Source organism: Methanolobus sp. ZRKC4 (assembly GCF_045291305.1).
Lineage (GTDB): Archaea > Halobacteriota > Methanosarcinia > Methanosarcinales > Methanosarcinaceae > Methanolobus.
In genome coordinates this window covers 483,724-501,332 of the sequence record NZ_CP146983.1, presented here as the reverse complement: position 1 = coordinate 501,332, position 17,609 = coordinate 483,724, and the positions used below count along the sequence as shown (strand labels likewise).

General features: G+C 41.3%; 18 protein-coding genes. 5 read left to right on the top strand and 13 right to left on the bottom strand.

Features of this window, described 5'->3' with window-relative positions; genetic code table 11:
* The 4 genes from V7O67_RS02540 to V7O67_RS02525 all read right to left on the bottom strand — a co-directional run bounded on the left by V7O67_RS02540 (position 1) and on the right by V7O67_RS02525 (position 2,867).
* Positions 1 to 414: a hypothetical protein gene (locus V7O67_RS02540; protein WP_406670735.1), complete on the bottom strand. Its 414-nt coding sequence runs from the start codon at positions 412 to 414 to the stop codon at positions 1 to 3.
* Positions 415 to 501: 87 nt separating this feature from the next.
* Positions 502 to 1,515 carry an MBL fold metallo-hydrolase gene (locus V7O67_RS02535; RefSeq protein WP_406670733.1) on the bottom strand — a complete coding sequence of 338 codons (1,014 nt, stop codon included), beginning with the start codon at positions 1,513 to 1,515 and terminating at the stop codon, positions 502 to 504.
* Between the two features lie 93 nt (positions 1,516 to 1,608).
* On the bottom strand, positions 1,609 to 1,878 hold the full coding sequence (locus V7O67_RS02530) for a thioredoxin domain-containing protein (protein WP_342306384.1): 270 nt from the start codon (positions 1,876 to 1,878) through the stop codon (positions 1,609 to 1,611).
* Between the two features lie 197 nt (positions 1,879 to 2,075).
* Complete coding sequence (locus V7O67_RS02525; protein ID WP_342306385.1) at positions 2,076 to 2,867, bottom strand: nicotinate-nucleotide pyrophosphorylase; 792 nt, start codon at positions 2,865 to 2,867, stop codon at positions 2,076 to 2,078.
* A gap of 210 nt (positions 2,868 to 3,077) precedes the next feature.
* Between V7O67_RS02525 and V7O67_RS02520 the strand changes: the two genes are divergently transcribed.
* The gene (locus tag V7O67_RS02520) at positions 3,078 to 3,941 is read left to right on the top strand and encodes a hypothetical protein (RefSeq protein ID WP_406670731.1); all 864 of its coding nucleotides are present in this window, start codon (positions 3,078 to 3,080) and stop codon (positions 3,939 to 3,941) included.
* A gap of 21 nt (positions 3,942 to 3,962) precedes the next feature.
* Here V7O67_RS02520 and acs read toward each other — a convergent pair whose 3' ends face one another.
* The 5 genes from acs to V7O67_RS02495 all read right to left on the bottom strand — a co-directional run bounded on the left by acs (position 3,963) and on the right by V7O67_RS02495 (position 9,193).
* Positions 3,963 to 5,852, bottom strand: coding sequence for an acetate--CoA ligase (gene acs / locus V7O67_RS02515; protein WP_406656128.1), 1,890 nt, complete (start codon positions 5,850 to 5,852; stop codon positions 3,963 to 3,965).
* Positions 5,853 to 6,227: 375 nt separating this feature from the next.
* Complete coding sequence (locus tag V7O67_RS02510; protein WP_406670729.1) at positions 6,228 to 6,578, bottom strand: nascent polypeptide-associated complex protein; 351 nt, start codon at positions 6,576 to 6,578, stop codon at positions 6,228 to 6,230.
* 68 nt (positions 6,579 to 6,646) lie between these two features.
* Positions 6,647 to 6,976 (bottom strand): HesB/IscA family protein, encoded by a 330-nt coding sequence (locus V7O67_RS02505; RefSeq protein WP_406670727.1) that lies wholly within the window; start codon positions 6,974 to 6,976, stop codon positions 6,647 to 6,649.
* Positions 6,977 to 7,096: 120 nt separating this feature from the next.
* Positions 7,097 to 8,302, bottom strand: a complete 1,206-nt coding sequence (locus V7O67_RS02500) for a hypothetical protein (protein WP_406670726.1) — start codon at positions 8,300 to 8,302, stop codon at positions 7,097 to 7,099.
* Between the two features lie 126 nt (positions 8,303 to 8,428).
* Complete coding sequence (locus V7O67_RS02495) at positions 8,429 to 9,193, bottom strand: ATPase domain-containing protein (protein WP_342306391.1); 765 nt, start codon at positions 9,191 to 9,193, stop codon at positions 8,429 to 8,431.
* Between the two features lie 93 nt (positions 9,194 to 9,286).
* Between V7O67_RS02495 and hisI the strand changes: the two genes are divergently transcribed.
* From hisI to V7O67_RS02475, 4 genes are all read left to right on the top strand, one after another.
* Positions 9,287 to 9,649, top strand: coding sequence for a phosphoribosyl-AMP cyclohydrolase (gene hisI / locus V7O67_RS02490; RefSeq protein WP_342306392.1), 363 nt, complete (start codon positions 9,287 to 9,289; stop codon positions 9,647 to 9,649).
* Between the two features lie 134 nt (positions 9,650 to 9,783).
* Entirely contained in the window at positions 9,784 to 11,232 is a 1,449-nt protein-coding gene (gene tnpC / locus V7O67_RS02485; RefSeq protein ID WP_406671410.1) for an IS66 family transposase, read from the top strand.
* 168 nt (positions 11,233 to 11,400) lie between these two features.
* Positions 11,401 to 13,266 carry a PINc/VapC family ATPase gene (locus V7O67_RS02480; protein ID WP_406670723.1) on the top strand — a complete coding sequence of 622 codons (1,866 nt, stop codon included), beginning with the start codon at positions 11,401 to 11,403 and terminating at the stop codon, positions 13,264 to 13,266.
* Between the two features lie 124 nt (positions 13,267 to 13,390).
* Entirely contained in the window at positions 13,391 to 15,022 is a 1,632-nt protein-coding gene (locus V7O67_RS02475; RefSeq protein WP_342303617.1) for a hypothetical protein, read from the top strand.
* A gap of 83 nt (positions 15,023 to 15,105) precedes the next feature.
* On the opposite strand, the gene hepT is transcribed toward V7O67_RS02475, so the two are convergent.
* The 4 genes from hepT to V7O67_RS02455 form a co-directional block, all read right to left on the bottom strand.
* Positions 15,106 to 15,489: a type VII toxin-antitoxin system HepT family RNase toxin gene (hepT, locus tag V7O67_RS02470; RefSeq protein WP_342303618.1), complete on the bottom strand. Its 384-nt coding sequence runs from the start codon at positions 15,487 to 15,489 to the stop codon at positions 15,106 to 15,108.
* 39 nt (positions 15,490 to 15,528) lie between these two features.
* Positions 15,529 to 15,975 carry a type VII toxin-antitoxin system MntA family adenylyltransferase antitoxin gene (gene mntA, locus V7O67_RS02465; RefSeq protein WP_342303619.1) on the bottom strand — a complete coding sequence of 149 codons (447 nt, stop codon included), beginning with the start codon at positions 15,973 to 15,975 and terminating at the stop codon, positions 15,529 to 15,531.
* A gap of 165 nt (positions 15,976 to 16,140) precedes the next feature.
* The gene (locus V7O67_RS02460; RefSeq protein ID WP_342303620.1) at positions 16,141 to 16,698 is read right to left on the bottom strand and encodes a class I SAM-dependent methyltransferase; all 558 of its coding nucleotides are present in this window, start codon (positions 16,696 to 16,698) and stop codon (positions 16,141 to 16,143) included.
* Positions 16,699 to 16,810: 112 nt separating this feature from the next.
* Entirely contained in the window at positions 16,811 to 17,434 is a 624-nt protein-coding gene (locus V7O67_RS02455; RefSeq protein ID WP_406671414.1) for a DUF3427 domain-containing protein, read from the bottom strand.
* Positions 17,435 to 17,609 lie beyond the last annotated feature (175 nt).

The window sequence follows — 17,609 nt, the reverse complement described above, 5'->3', positions numbered from 1 at the left end:
TCAGTTCAGAAGCAGCGTCCATGTTACAAGGCAGAAGTCTATGACAATGAACTCAACATAGAACCAATCCTTGAAACCGAATTCCTTTGTATTTATCTTGATGAGTGGGAATACCAGTTTCATTGCGTAGAAGGAAAGTGCAGCAATGATGGTCAGTATTGCATACCATTTCACAGTGGGGTCATCAGCAATACCAAGCTGTATGTAGGCAAGAATACCCGCTATTATACCGATAATAGCTGCAACTGCCGTTTTGATGATACCCTCCATGTGAGCTATTTTCCTTTCTTCCGGAGTCTTCACCTTAAATGTGACCTTCCCGGAGCCGGATGAAGTAGGAGCTGGTTGCGCAATATCAGTGGATTCTTGCTTAGATGAAGCCTCTGATTGCTTTTTTTTGGATGATTTTGACAATTGATCTGATCTCCTGGTTCAACTTGGATAGTGTGAGTACTATAAAAACCAATACTTATATAAATGTTTATCCTGCCAGACGGCATATCACACAAATTCATTGCTCAATATATTAGTGATCATGTCCGTGGAAAGAGCATTAAATCCGATGGAATCGAGATGTTTTGCAAATCTTCCGGGACGGTGTCCATTGGGATGATAGACAACCGTGAATTCAGGGTCTATGTCCTTTACCATCTCCACAAGCCCCCTGGCATCCAGGTGATCACTTATCTGGATTGCAGGATAGCGATAATCGCTGCGCCCGGTCATGACATATTTAGAAATATGAGACGGCAGTTTACCCAGGTCCCACGGAGGAACGACACTTATACAATCTCCGCAGGTTTCTCCGATACATGCAAGTTCCCCGGAATCCTCAAGGAGAGCCCTGGTCAGTGAAAGTGATTGATCGTCCATCTCTATTGTTCCATCATAACCAAGTTCCCTGAGTAGTTCCACAGCCCTCTGTGCCTTGCCGAATGCATAGGCTCCAAAAGCAATAGAAGGATTGGCTTTGAAGGCATTCTCAAAACCTGTGAGGTCATCCTCAAAATAACAGGTTGTATCTCCGGGATCCCCATAGTTGGCTTCGGTTATCAGAAGATCACAATGAGGAAGCATGGAAGCATCCTTTACATCACCGGTCACAAGTATCTTTGTACCAAGTTCATTTTCCCACATAAATGCTACTGAGCCGACTGTGTGAAAATTCGGGAAAGTCTGCACTTTTACGCCTTTGACATCTATAGTTTCGCCAACTTTGAACATCCTGCCTGCATACTTGCGCTGGTGGCGAATCTCAAGAGCCAGAGCAGTCTTTTCCGAACATATGGCACGCTCGGATAGCATTGCGGATTTCCCATTATGATCGGAATGGGCATGAGTAATAAGATAAGCGTCAGGCTGTTGGTATTTCCCAGCAGTCCTTGTAGTATCAATAGAAAATGTGACAAGGTCGCCTTCAACAGATTTGAACTTAATAGAAAGGTGCGGCTTGAAAGAGCCACGGGAGTTCTTCTCCCTGAAAACCATTACACCAAGATCGACCAGTTCCTTCAATTTTCTAAACCCTCGAAACCGGATTGATCTTAAGGTATTTACGTTTTTTCAAAAAATACGTTGGAAAATAAATTAAAAACAAAGAACCGGTGCTTAAAGCACCTTATTTAATTCTTCGATTAGAATAGCTGCGGTTGTAAGCCCTGTAAAACGTTTTGCTACTTCACCATCCTTTAGAATGACGAGAGTAGGTACCGCCTGGATGCTGTACTTTCTTGCAAGCTCCTGGTTCTTATCTACATCAATTTCCTTAACTTCAACTTTGTCACCAAGTTCTGCCTCAACTTTTTCAAGGAAAGGTTTCTGCATCTTACATGGTCCACACCAGGTTGCACTGAAATCTAAAAGTTCCACTTTGCTCATATAAGCACCTCTGTATTGTATAATCAATGAATTAATTATAAAGTATTGTTTATCGATACCACACATCACCATGCCTGAAAGAGAGTTCTTGTCGCCCGAAGTCCCCTAAAGACACAAACCTCTTTAAGATGGTAATGCGAATTACACACACAACCATGTGAATAATTGCATATAAAGTTTACGTCCACCTTATATAATCATGTACGTCTTATTTTAGAAGTCAAATCAAGAGGCTTTGAATAGTAAGGTGCTGTGGTTACAATGACATCCACATATTTTGCATATTCAGGGATCATGCCGATATTTATTCCACCAACTGCAATCTCCAGATTGGGATTGAGTGCGCGCAGTTTTGGCACAAGTGACTCAAGATCCTGTGGCTCGTAGTGATCCAACAGAAGCATGTCAGCCACCGGAGCAGACTCGTAAGCCTCTTCTGTGGTCCGTGGTTCTATCTCTATCTTGCGCATTGACTTGAGCTTTACCTGTTTATCCATGACATCCAGATGGTTCTGCGTTATGAGAATAGAATCACTAAGGGAATTACGATGGTGATCTCCACCACCTGTTTTTACAGCCTTGAGCTCATATTTACGAAAGCCCGGATGAGTCTTGCGACTTGTGGCTATCATTATATCAGGATTTGATTTTCTTGCAAGCTCGACAGCAAAGCGAGTCTTTGATGCAATGGAGCATACCATTGAAAGGAAGGTCTGCGATATCCGCCAGAGTTTGAAAAGTGTAGGAAGGTCACCCTGAGCCTCAAATATAACATCGTTAGGGTTGAACTCCGCACCATTTTCAACCATGTTTACGACTTCAAGACCGTTCTTTTTGTAAAAAACCGCGAGGTCATCCATACATGCAGCAACCCCGTGCTCTCTTGACTTTATACGAATTCTTCCATCACCTTCTATTTCAAGAAGCTCTGTGGTCTCATCGCCGTAAGGACAATCCTCTGAAAGATAAATATCAAAAAAGTCTACCATAGTAATCACCTGCACTAATCAAAGTAGTGTATACTTCATAACTGTTACTATTTCTGTGTTTTCGATAAATAAACAGGAAATTATCAAACAATTTTCGGTATAAATATATAGACTTTGCTATGTTTTGTATTCTAAAGAATGATTTCTTTAAATTACACATATTTTCCGGTCAGGCTGGATGAAATTAAGAATTAAAAGGATATGAATACGATGTTTAAGAAAAACGTTGAGCTGGTCATTGTATTTTTACTGATGATAGCATTGTGCACCCCAGTTGCAAGCGCAAATCAAACGAACGATTCTGACAAATACACCTTAGATAATTACGGTGGAGAAGTTTACACCCCTGAGCCGATGGAGTTTGGCGCAAACTTGAATGACAATTCTACTCTGGAAAACGGAAACTCCAGAAAATATATGATGTTCCAGTTCTATTCAACTCCTAATGATGAACAACTGGAATTATTAAAGGAGTATGGAGTTCAGCGCGTAGGTGTTGCTGCAGACTATACTTATATTGTTTCAATACCCGCAAATCTAACTCCCGCTGATCTGCCAGACGAAAGCGGACTTCGCTGGATGGGCGAGATACCTGTTGAGAACAAGTATGATCGAAATTATGGCTTGCACGTGCCGGAATGGGCAAGAGCTGAGGACGGAAACGTAAAGCTTGCAATTCATTTTTATGAAGATGTATCTTCACAGGATTCAACGAATATAGCACAAAAATACTCTGATAATTTCTCAACTCCTCTAAATGGAAGACCATGGTTTTATAGGACAATAATAAATGAAACTAATATCACTTTTATTGCCAGTGAAGATGCTGTCAATAAAGTTACATATTATGGCTCTGAAGTTGTGCCTGATGGTGGAAGTGACTTTGTAGACTATGAAGTAATAACTGAGGAAAATGAAACTGAACTTGTAGATGAGCAAGAAGATGGCATTCAGGAAACTATTGAAGACATCGACGAATCAGAAGAGAAAGAATCACCGGGCTTCGCATCAACCACTGGAATCCTGATACTTGCACTAATAGCTATTTTAATGGCAAAAGACAGGACAGACTAAAAAGAAAATGAAAGGAGGAGATTAATCCTCCAGTGTTGAAACATCTCCCGGATCCATTCCAAGCTCTTTTGCTTTGAGCAACCTTCTCATGATCTTTCCACTTCGGGTTTTTGGCAGGGATTCTACAAATTCTATTTCCGATGGTATTGCGATAGGCCCAAGGATCATTCTCACGTGATATACCAACTCCGGTTTCAGTTTGTCGCCGGGTTCGTAGCCCTCGCAAAGCATGATGAAAGCCTTTATAGAATCACCTTTCAGGGGATCGGGTTTTCCAATAACAGCAGCTTCGGCAACCGCTTCATGGGACACCAGTGCACTTTCGACTTCCGCACTTCCGATGTTGTGTCCGGCGACAATCAGTACATCATCCGATCGGCCGAGAATCATGATATAACCGTCTTTATCCTTTACCGCAAGGTCACCGGCTGTATAGTAATTACCAATGGTGTTCCAGTACTGGCGATATCTCTCATCATTGTTGTAAACAGTTCTCATCATAGATGGCCAAGGCTCCTTTATCACAAGGAAACCTCCTGTTCCGGCCGGAACCGGCTCACCGTTCTCATTCACAACATCTGCAACAATTCCCGGCACCGGTCTTCCCGCAAAGCCGGGCTTCATAGGTTCACCCACTACGGTAGTAAGCATATGCATTCCTGTTTCAGTCTGCCACCAGGTATCCAGAATCGGACATTTCTCTTTTCCTATGACACGGTAATACCATTCAAAGGCCTCAGGATTCAGGGGCTCTCCAACAGAGCCAAGTACACGCAAAGAACTCAGGTTGTACTTTTCCGGCCACTGCTCACCCATCTTCATAAACATGCGAATTGCCGTAGGAGCAGTATAGAAAACCGTTACGTCGAATTCCTCGATCATGTTCCACCAGACACCTGGGTCCGGATAGTCAGGAGTTGTCTCGGATATCAGGATGGTAGCTCCCATTGCCAGGGGACCGTAGACAATGTAACTGTGACCTGTAATCCATCCCGGGTCGGCAGTACACCACATAACATCACCCTCTTTAAGATCAAACATATTCTTCGTGGTATAATAGGTACCTACCATGTATCCGCCACAGGCATGAACGATGCCTTTTGCAGGGCCGGTAGTACCACTGGTATAGAGGATGAACAGCGGGTCTTCGGCGTCCATTACTTCAGGTTCACATTCTTTCTCCGCATCTTCCATGATCTCGTAGAAATCCACTTCAATCTCAGAGAAAAGCTCCATCGGAGGAGACATCCTTCTGAGGACCACTATTTTCTCCACACTGGAAGAGTTGACAACAGCCTCGGAAACAATAGATTTAAGATCAAGACGCTTGCCACGCCGGAAACTTGCATCCGCAGTTATGACGATCTTTGCCTGCGCATCCTTTATCCTGGAATGCAGGGCATTTGCACCAAAACCTCCGAAGACTACACTATGAACAGCACCAATACGGGCACATGCAAGCATAGCGATGATCTGTTCGGGGACTAACGGCATGTAGATGCATACCCTGTCACCCTTATCAACACCAAGAGACTTCAAACCGTTTGCAAACCTCATCACTTCACGGTAAAGCTGGCGGTAAGTAATTACCTGCTCCTCACCGTTATCCCCAACCCATATTAAAGCTACCTTGTTCTTTCTGCCATTGAAAACATGACGATCCAGGCAGTTACAGGTGATGTTAAGTCTGGCATTTATGAACCATTTTGCATAAGGGTGGTTCCATTCCAGTACCTTGTCCCACTTCTTAAACCATTCAAGCTCTTCTGCGATACATTCCCAATGCTTTTCAGGATCACTGAGAGATTCACTATAAACCTTTTCATAATCCCGGATCCAGGAATTTTCTTTTACCGAAGGATCAGGAAAGTAGCTCTTGCTCTCCAGTTTCACATCAAAATTCTCAGACATGTTTACTCCCTTCATTATTATTTACCGTTGAGGTATTCGCCATGACCTCAAGTATACTCCAGGTCAATCGGACATTTTTTGCAGGGCAACCGTATCATGTCATTTTGAAAAACAAACAAAGGTTCGCGAAAGAACCCCGGGACATGAATGGGACCGCGTTGAAAGAACCACAGACAATATGTAGAATACTTTCAATTATCATGTATAATCGTGATATTAATATAAACCTATTTTGGTCCCTAAAGAATTACAAAACTACGTTTGAAAAAAACCAAAAAGATAATTGAGAAACATGTTGCAAAAGAGAAAAAACCGCAAAAACAGTTACAACCGAGTTAAAAAAATAAAAAATGAAATCGAATAAAATAAAAAGAATTAAGATGAAAGTGCCAGAATGGCTTCCGCAAGGTCACCGTTGGCATTCTTCAAGGCATCTCTTGCTTCTTCTTCTGAAACACCGGTCTGTTCGGCTACCAGCCTTACATCGTCGTCAGGAACTACAAGTTCCCTGGCAACTTCTTCCGGGGTACCGACTATCTGATAAGTATCAACACCCTGTGCGTTCATAATAGAAACATTCGCATCGTTGAAAACAATCTCCTTGTCAGGAGTCCTAATGATGACCTGTTCCACATCATTAATCTCTTTGATGTCTATACCCATCTGTTTCATCATCTGTTTGACCTTTGCAGGGTTCATGCCCCTGCCGCCGATTCCCGGAAACATGTAATCACCTTTGATATGAATGTAAAGTACCCAATTCGTTTAGTTCATTAAGTTCATTAAATAGTTGCTTAGCAGCAACCGCCGCCACATGATGATGAGTTACAGCCACCGCCGGACTGGTTGTCAATGACAAAGCCCTTTCCTGATGGACCATCTACGTAGTCGATGTTTGCACCTGCAAGACCCTCTGCATCATCCTTACTCATTACGATCTTAAGACCTTTTACTTCAACTACAAGATCTTCCTCTTCACTGATCTCGTTCTCCAGTGACATTCCATACTGGACACCGCAGCAGCTCATTCCTGCTATAAATATCCTTAATGAATGGTCCTCTTTTTCCTGTTCTACAAGCAATGATTTCAATTCTGCTGCTGCCTTTTCACTTACTTCTACCATATTAATTCCTCTTTGTCTACTTACTACAAGATGATTTATCCGGTAATCCCTTATATGGGTTTTTGATATATAAATTATTCGTATAGTTACGAACTTGTTTGCTTATTCCTACAATAAACCTCACACGAACTCAACATCATCATCTACAGGATTCTGCAAGACCTCACCGCTATAAGCATTTATTTCTAAAGAATTCCTCTGGCCTTTTATTTCCCATATGGGCACATAGACAAGATCCACCTGCAAATTAATATCTGATGGGCTTGGTTTAAATTTTTTGTGTTCGGAAATGATAGCTTCACCCTGGGAATCATCGAAACGCAGGTCACGTGTGTATTCGTCTACTATCATATCAAGAAGTTGCTTTTGAGCTTCCTCATTGGTGGTAACAGGCATTTTTACATCATATTCCACATCAGGAACGACAACACTCTCACGTACATCGGTCAAACGCATTTCCTCTAAGTTTCCATTGAGTGCATTAAGACAACCGGAACCATCGCCGGATATGTCAATTATTTTAGATTTGTAGCGATGTTCCACACCAAGTGAATAATGGTACTGCCAGAAAGGTACGAATTTCAATGTTGCTGTGTTAGCTGCCCTAACATGGGGCATTGCTATTGAAACTGCACGATCCCTTGATACATTGATAGGTGGTGAATGCAGACTCATGATAACTGAATCCATTGGCACTTTCTGAATAGGAGGTTCAGGAGGCACAGGCGCTTCAACACGAGGTTCCTCCGGAACATCAGGTACCTCTAATATAGCAGGTGTCTCTAATATTTCAACACCCTCTGATTCAGAAGAGGTAGCACTTGGACGATAATATTGTACTTCTGTTACTCGTTCCACAACAGGTGCGGACGGTCTGGAGAAACGCGAAACTAATGGCTCCTCTAACGCTGATTTTTCTACATGGGGAGAGGAACCCGTGCCAAATATAGCATTTATAGCTTCTTTTGCGATCTCATCCGACTTGTTAACCGGTTTTTTCCTGCTCGTCTCAAGCAGGTCAAGTTCTGCTGTTGATCCTTCCATGTCAGCAAGTACTGCCCTGCCTATTTTAAGAGCCATGTCATCACGACTCCATACTTTAAGACCAGATGCCTCTGCCTGACGAAGGACTTCATTGTTTGCCTCCCCGGCAATCACATAGAGACCTTCACCATCTGTTATCTGGCTTACAAATTCCCTTAGCTCTGTAAGGTTCGGGCCATATGAAAGTTTAATGAACGTCTTCAAGCCGTCCCTCTCAGCAATTAGGTCATGCCGGAAAGAATCCGTAACATTATAACCTGATGATGTGAAAATATCCCTCAAAATTCGCACTAAGTCTTGTTTCATTATGATCATTACCCATTTTATCGATTAAGTAAAATAGCTTTCTATGAATAAAAAGTATAAGGACTAGAAATAATGTTTCCTTAATTGGAAACATGAAAAATATTAAAGAACACGTGTAGTGGTTTCCAGTTCGATTCCCTTCTTTGTGACCATATAGGAAATTGTCCGGTTAGGAACAAGCATTCCACGCATCTTCCTTATCATTATAGTACGCTCGATCTCGCTTCCACGTTCATTGAGCCTGAATTCAATTACACCGTCACATATGTGGCGAAGGGTATTCTCCGTAATTGGATCGTGCATGCCACTGGTCATCAATACTAAGTGAATGGCCCCTGTTGCCCTGCCGATGGAAGAAATCAGTTCAATTGAATCGACTACTGTATTAAGACTGTAGCCGCGCAGGAAATATGAAATAGAATCTACAACACCTCGGTATTTTGTATCTCTTTTTTGTGTCACTGTGGCTTTCAGGAGATTCATCGAATCCGTACCTTTCTTAAGGAAATCCTTTGCAGAGAGATTACTTGTTAAATCCTTAGGAAGCACATTATAGAAACGTGGCCCATAAGCATCAACGAAATCAAGACGCCCATCCTCAAGATACTTTTCAACATCCCATTTCATGTTCTCCATCTCATGAACTATATCATGACCGGGATGTTCGGACGTGAAGTAGAATACTTCCTCGTCATTCAGAAGGCCACCATAAACAAATTGCTGGGCAAAAATATCGGAATTGGCACCTGGCTCCGCAAGAATCAGAATTGTTGTTCCGGGAGGTACCCCTCCCCCGAGCTGCACGTCCAATCCGGCTATCCCTGTTGAGATTCTATATCCACCTGTACCATCAAAACTATAATCCATAATTAGACCCCATATTACGCAATTATTTCTTTGTCAATTATATTAATAATGAAGTATAATAGTATTTTATAGTATATAGTAATTAGTGATGCCATGATAAAACCTGATGATCTGAAATATGATAACGGCCTCATACAGGCCATTGCTCAGGACAGTGAAACAAAAGAAGTACTCATGTGTGCCTTCATGAACAAAGAAGCAATGGAGAAGACTATTGAGAACGGCATAGTCCACTACTGGAGCCGTAGCAGACAACGCCTGTGGAAAAAGGGTGAGAGCTCCGGACACGTGCAGAAAGTTGTTGAAATAAGGATAGATTGCGATATGGATGCGGTCCTGCTATTGGTGCAACAGGAAGGAGGAGCATGCCATACAGGCTTCCGTTCATGTTTTTACAGAACAATAGATGGTGAAGAAGTAGGAGAAAAGGTATTCAACCCCGAAGATGTGTATTGATTATATTTCTTAGTAACTATTCAGCCTGACTGTTTTAATGATGCAAAAAACAATATACTATGGCTTCATTCTATGTGTTAAAAAATATTCAGTAAAATATCATAAAAAACGTCTATCAATCTGAGGGGATTTGTATAGACCGCGAAGAAATACTTGCAGTTTATGAAGCTGGTCCAGAAGCAGTAGTAGAACTTGTAACTCGATTACTTGGGATAATTGAACATCAATCTCTCCAAATTGCACAACTTGAAGAGCGTGTCAGGCATTTGGAAGAAATGCTTGAAAAGAATAGTCGCAACAGTAGCAAACCACCTTCTACTGATTCTTATGCACGGAATAAACCAACCGTTAAAAGTCAAAGAAAAAAGACCAATAAGCATGTAGGTGGTCAAAACGGTCATCCTGGTACTACATTAAGAATAAATGATGATCCGGATGAAGTTATTGTTCATCCTGTTAATCAATGCGTCAATTGTGGGAGATCGTTAGCTTCTGTTCCCTCTGACTATGAAAGAAGACAGGTCTTTGACATTCCTCCTATAACTATCAATTGCATTGAACATCGTTGCGAGATTAAAACATGTCCCAAATGTTCTCATGTAAACAAAGCTCTTTTTCCAGATGGTGTAACTCAGCCGACTCAATACGGTCATCGAGTTAAGTCATTTGCAGTTTATTTGCACACTTACCAATTACTTCCTTATCAGCGTGTTACCAAGTTGTTCTCTGATATTTTGGGATGCAAGATAAGTCCTGCTACTTTGGTGAACACGGAACGTAGTTGTTTTGAGAAGCTTGGAGCTTTTGAAAATACAGTGAAACATCTCCTGAAAGAATCTCCTGTCATCAATCTGGATGAAACAGGAATGAGAATAAATGCAGTTCGTAATTGGCTTCATGTGGCAGGTACAGACAAACTGACCTATTATTTTGCACATCGCAAAAGGGGCTCAGAAGCAATGGATGCTATGGGCATATTACCAGGTTACACTGGTGTTGCAACACATGATTTTTGGAAACCGTACAACAAATATGAATGTCAACATTCATTATGTAATGCACATTTATTACGAGAGTTAACTGGAGCTTCCGAAAACAGGGATCAACAGTGGCCAAAGATAATGAGTGATCTCTTGATATGCATTAAACATCATGTTGATAATGATCTTTTAGATACTGAGCTAATTCAAAGGTTCAGTGAGGATTATGATCACATAACTTGTTTAGGAGTGAATGAAAATCCTCCTGATCCGGAATCAAATGTGCGGTCTAAAAAACGAGGACGTAAGAAGCAGACCACGGTAAAGAATTTGCTGGATAGGTTTATTGGCCATAAAGAGGATATCTTGCGATTTATGTACGACCAAAACGTTCCGTTTGATAACAATCAGGCTGAAAGAGATATCAGAATGACGAAAGTACAGCAGAAGATATCAGGTACTTTCCGCAGTGAACAGGGTGCAAAAAATTTCTGCCGTATAAGAGGATACGTGTCTACTGTTAATAAGAATTCTGAATCTGTTATCGATGCAATTAGTGCAATATTTTATGGCAATTCATTTGTTCCAAAGTTGCAGAATTGATCGTGGATGAAGAAATCAGCTTGGTGGAAGTGAGCTAGGCTGAATAGTTACATTTCTTATAATAATACTAAACATCACTAATCCTTTCATTGACCCTTCTATTCTTTTTTACACATGATTTAAAGGTGTGGCGACTTAATTAAATAGTCAGCAACCCTATTCATGACTATGGAAGAAAGTGCAGAAAACAGGCGAAAGATAGTCCCTGATACGAGTGCAGTCATCGATGGTATCCTTTCCACAAGGATACGTGATGATGGGCTGAGGGATGTAGACATTCACGTTCCAGAGGCAGTGGTGGCTGAATTGGAAGCCCAGGCCAACAGGGGACTTGAGATTGGATACAAAGGCCTTGAGGAGATACAGGAACTCCAGAGATATGCAGACAAAAGCAATATCAGAATATTTTTCACCGGGCCCAGACCAAACCTTGAGCAGGTCAAGCTTGCCAAGGGCGGCGAGATAGATGCACTAATAAGAGAGGTCGCAGAGGGGCTTGATGCAAATTTTGTCACCGGTGACCGGGTACAGTCACTCGTTGCAAAAGCAAAGGGACTTGAAGTTGATTTTGTAAAACCCCCATTTGAAAAATTCGGACCATTACTTGTTGATGACTTCTTTACAGCCGATACTATGTCGGTACATCTGAAAAACAATGTTCCGCCCATGGCAAAGAAAGGTTCCATAGGAGATGTCCGGTATGTCAGTATTAGAGATGAGCCCAGCACCTATGCCGAACTGAAAGAGATATCCAGGGAATTACTGGACAGGGCACGTTCTGATCACAATTCATTCTTTGAGTTATCCTTTAGCGGGGCTTCGGTGCTTCAGATAGGCAATATGAGAATTGCTATTGCAAATCCTCCGTTTTCGGACGATTTTGAAATAACGGCAGTACGTCCGGTAGCATCTGTATCCCTTGAACAATATCGCCTGAGCGATAAGCTGAAAGAGAGAATATGTGACCAGAGAGGCATACTCATTGCCGGACCTCCCGGAGCAGGCAAGTCAACTTTTGCAGCAGGAGTGGCCAATTTCCTGAACAATATGGAATTTGTGGTGAAGACAATGGAGTCACCCAGGGACCTGCAGGTGCCGGACGAGATCACCCAGTACGCACCTCTTGACGGCAATCTGGAGAATACTGCTGATGTACTGCTGCTGGTGCGTCCGGACTATACTATTTACGATGAAGTGCGCAAGACCAAGGATTTCGAAATCTTTGCGGACATGAGGCTTGCAGGCGTGGGAATGATCGGTGTTGTACACTCCAACCGCGCCGTGGATGCCATCCAGAGGCTTATTGGCAGGGTAGAGCTTGGTGTGATACCTCAGGTAGTGGACACAGTTATTTTCATAGACAAGGGAGAGGTCGCCAAGGTGCAGGTACTGAAATTCACTGTGAAGGTGCCCGCAGGCATGATGGAAGAGGATCTTGCAAGACCGGTTATTCTTATATCAGACTTTGAGACAGAAAAGAGCGAGTTCGAGATATACACCTACGGCGAGCAGGTCGTGGTGATGCCTATTGGCGGGGAACAGAAGAGAAACCCATCATGGAAATTTGCAGAAGAAGAGGTTAAGGATGTAATCGGCAACTATGCAAACGGTCCGATAGAGGTGGAAATGATCTCAGATAACCGTGCTATGGTGCGTGTGAGAGACAAGGACATGCCCAGGGTGATTGGTAAAAGCGGCAAAACGATCGATGATATCGAGAAAGGGCTTGGCATTCATATCGATGTACGTAAGTTCGAGCCTGGAGAGGAACCTAGATATCAAGATAATGAGGAACGCAAACCACGTTCAAATAAAGAACACCACCCCATCATCGAACGTACAAAAAAGCATGTCATACTCAATGTCCCTGAAGCTTCAGGTCGTGATGTGGAAGTCTATGCAGGTGAAGGGTTCATGTTCTCAGCAACTGTAGGCAGACATGGTGATATCAAGATGAGGACAAATTCCGAGGTCGCCCAGGAGATCTTGTATGCTATGCAAGAGGGCGAGGTTTTGTGGGTTAAGGAAGTCTGAGAGCATAAAGATTACAGGGATAGTGATGCTTTTCCCTGTGACCCATCCTTCTATTTTTCAAATATTGCTGTATAGTCTGAATCAAAATGTATTTATATTTATAAATAATTAAATTTTGATTGGAATGGAAATAGACATAAAACGTGGTTATGATATCCTCCCTGACAACAATATCACGTTTGGAATAAGAATCACAAATAATACTGATCTTGTCATTTCTGACGTACAGATCATCCTCGATTATAATGAATCACTTTTCAAGTCGCAGGAAGACAGGATTCAGAAACTGGCTAGCATCCCCCCGAGCACAGCCATAACTGCTAAATTCACCTTGAAGCCCACGGGATGTATCCTCAACGAAAAAATTGGGGCAAGCATAATCTATCGTGACCCTAAATGGGAAAAACACATGGTTGATATGCGACCAAAGGAAGTACATTGTATCTGTCCTTTTTTGCGTGCAAAACCAATAACAAAAAACGAATTCCTTCAACTATCAGGTTCAGGATATGCTGTGGAATCCAGCATGAATTTTGAAGATATGAACATAGAGCAGATTACTTCTTTCCTGATGCAGACCTGTGCAACACATCTCTACATAGTAGATGAATACACAATTGCAGAAGGTAATGTGCTCCATTTCTCAGGTGAAGTCATAGGCGAGAATAATCACTACCTTCTGACAGCCCTGATAAAGGAAAATGAAGGACTTACTCAGGTCATGCTCAGGGCAGTTTCTGACAAAAAAGATGGAATACAGGGATTTCTCAACGAGATGCTGGCAAAGCTCAAGCATCTTGCAAATACAGTTAATTCTGCAAAAGAGATTGGAGTTATCAAAAATAAGCAGGTGGTCAATGTCCTTGATTCCGTAGTGAAGAGAAGCAATTCATCTGTCGAAAACACGAAATCTCCAGTTAATATCAAAAACAGTATAGTGCAGCAACCTAATACTTATTCAACCCGGAATTCAGGAATTGACCAGAGCAATAATCATGGGAAGAATCCCATGAACGATGAGGCGATTGCTGGCAAAAATAATCAAAATTCGCAAGATGAAGATGTTGCGAAAATGTATGATACCTATCGAAAGGAAATCAGGGAGAAACAAAACGGGACTGAAGAAAAAAGAGAGGTCAGTATCATCCCATATTCCCGTAATCCTGCTCCTTCTGACAAGAAACTTACTATTCTTCGCAGCACCGCACCGCCACGTAAAAAAGAAAAACCTAATTTAAAAAGACATAAGAAAAACAAGAAAGAAATCCTCATGCAGATGTTATTCATTATGGTTCTGGCCATTGTTGCAGGTTCCTTAATGCAAATCCCCATAATCAAAGAAAATATCGGTGGCAGGTTTGGAAGCTCTGACACAGAATCCAATGAGGTGAAGTTTATAGCCATTGGTTTTCTCAATGCAGTGAATGAAAGTCAATTCAGTATTGCTTTTAGTATGTATCAGGGAAAGGATCTTCTTGTTCCCGCAAGTGTTGAGATGCTGTTCAGTAATGAAGGAATTAAACCGAATAGTATTAAGCAGATAGATATTGTATCAAATGAAATCGAAGACGACACTGCAGTCATGGCACTAAACTGTACTGTATCCAGTGTTGATATTCTTGGAAAGGAAACTGATATTTCAGTTATACCGGTCTATTTGCAGCTACATGATATTGACCAGGGCTGGACAGTAACATCTGTTTCATTTATCCAGCCGTATGATATTGAATCCAGTAGATCGGCAGAAGTGGTTTAAGAGTAACGAGTTTCAACCCTCCTGAACGAAACAGCTACAAATTTGGTTTTTATTCAGCAATTCGTGAGAGAGTGCAGGAAGAGTTAGTGATGTGTGCTTAGATACTCTGCGACATACCTGGCAAAATCATCAAAATCGTCCAGCCTTTCGGTCAGGAACATATACAGAATATCGAGGTCTACTTCTTCGTACATGTGAACAAGGATATTTCTAAAACCTGCTGCTTGAGCGAATTCTTCTGCAAATTCACCTGGAATTATACCCTTCTGCCCTAATGTCAGAAACACACTTTTGTAGTCCTCAGGTCTCTTAAACCCTTCTTCAGAAATAATTATTTCACCTATGTCTATTGCACTTTCAATAACAAGCTGGAAATTTCTTTCAACTGCACATCGTAGTTCATAATTTGTTTCCAGATTGGTACTCTCTGTATCAATAGACTTCAAGTAACTGACACATCTTTGCATAAAGTTCAGTTTTCTGAGGATTTTGTCAGCAGCAGATATTCAAACCAGCCCCTTTTCCATAATTCTTTTGAGAAGACTCTGGTTCAAGAAATCCTCATGGTACTTCCTGTCCAGATATTGTGACATTATACGCTGCTCCACATCCAGTTTCAAATCGTGATTCCTTTCAAGTATCAGAACGTTTGGCTTTATAATCTCAAAACTAAGCACCGGTGATGTATCATTGATTATCAGAAGGTCTAATCTATCACTTTTGAGCAAAGTTGTGAGACTGCCTATCAGTTCAATAAGTTTATGATTTTTCTGGGCTTTTGTCAGCGATTCTGACAAATAGACACCTATATCGATGTCACTCAGAACACCGGCTTTCCCCTCTGACACAGACCCAAAAAGGTAAGCAAGCTCAACGTGTTCCTCTTTCTGAAAGAAATCTTTGAGGAGAGGGAGCAATTTATCTTTTTCGAAGGGTTGGTTGCTTGTATTCATGGATATCTGAAAAGATAATGTTCTAAATTTTAGTATGTGTTTATAAGTGATAAAGGTTGAGTGGTTAGTCCTTTTCCCACAGGTGACCACAAAAGTGCTATATAGAATGTGGTCACCCATACAAGCCGGAATAACATCGCTGCCAAGCAACTCACCCTGTTGCTTTTAAGCCTTTTTCAAAACAACTGCTTTGTCAGGAAAACGTTTTGGCCTATCCACAACTGTAAGCCCTGCACTACCGGCTATTTTAATGGATTCTTCAAATGCCTTTTTTGAAACATGCAACGGTGGCTCAACTACATAAATCAGACCATCTGTTTTGAGTATTGATTCCAGCTCCCTGAAAAATGCGTCTTTATCCGCCACCTCATGAACCATATAGAACAGGAAAACAAAGTCAAAATTCCCGGACACACCTATTTTGTCTGCAGCACACTTATGCAGTACGATATTCAGTTCTGTTTCAGATCCCTCTATCTTTTCCCTCAGTTTCGCAAGCATACTTTCCTGCAAATCTACGGCTACGACCTGACCACTTTTCCCAAGCATCTGAGCCATATCAATAGTAAAAAATCCCGGACCACATCCTACTTCCAGAACATCCATCCCTTCTTTAATATACGGACCAAGTATTTTCCGTGGGTTTTGCAACCATCTGCGAATTCTGTTGTTGAGAATGATGGATATTGCTACGGGGCATACGTGGGTGGTATTGGAGGTCATTGGGTATCTCTTCTTTCGATCATGAATACTATTAGTAGAAATGTTGTACTCTGAGATTAAATAGTCCATGTTTTTTGTTGCAGGTGACCATAAAAGTGGTATTAGAATGTGGTCACCCCACAATAAGTCTCGCAGTTTCTCTTAATAAGTGAGCAGGCATTGCATATTTGAGACGCCATACAAAATTAATAGGTTTTTCACCTTCATGGCTCACATACTCCGATGGTCCTAAGAAATAATAAGGTTGAGCCAAAGAATTGACACTTTTATGTATCCTTACAAAAAGAAGAATTGTATGGTCTTTATCTTTGTGATTGATATATCTCTGTCCAGTTTTAGAATCAATCCTAGTTGATGCCTGACTTTGCCAATGGAAGAGATTTTCGTTAATTGCATAGTCATTATACATCGTAGTTGGAGAATAGTCCTTTTCATTCTTGTTTAACGTAATGAAAAATAAATCTGTCTTTTTGTCTTTGATATATAATACTCCAGTCTGTATAGTATGATTATTTTGTAAATCAAAATACCCAAGTCCAGCGAGCAGTTCTGCTTGTGTGTATCTAGAATGCAAACTTAGAGATGAAACGTATGGTAATATTATTTCAGGAGAAATCGTTTTTACGATGCTCTTTTTGTATTCTAACAGCATGATTATTTCATTATAGATTACAGGATTAGCTAGTAACTTAAAAAAAGCATCTTTTAATGAAGCAAACTTTTCCTTATTCCAGATAGTTAGAATAAACGTAACTATTCAGCCTGACTGTTTTAATGATGCAAAAAACAATATACTATGGCTTCATTCTATGTGTTAAAAAATATTCAGTAAAATATCATAAAAAACGTCTATCAATCTGAGGGGATTTGTATAGACCGCGAAGAAATACTTGCAGTTTATGAAGCTGGTC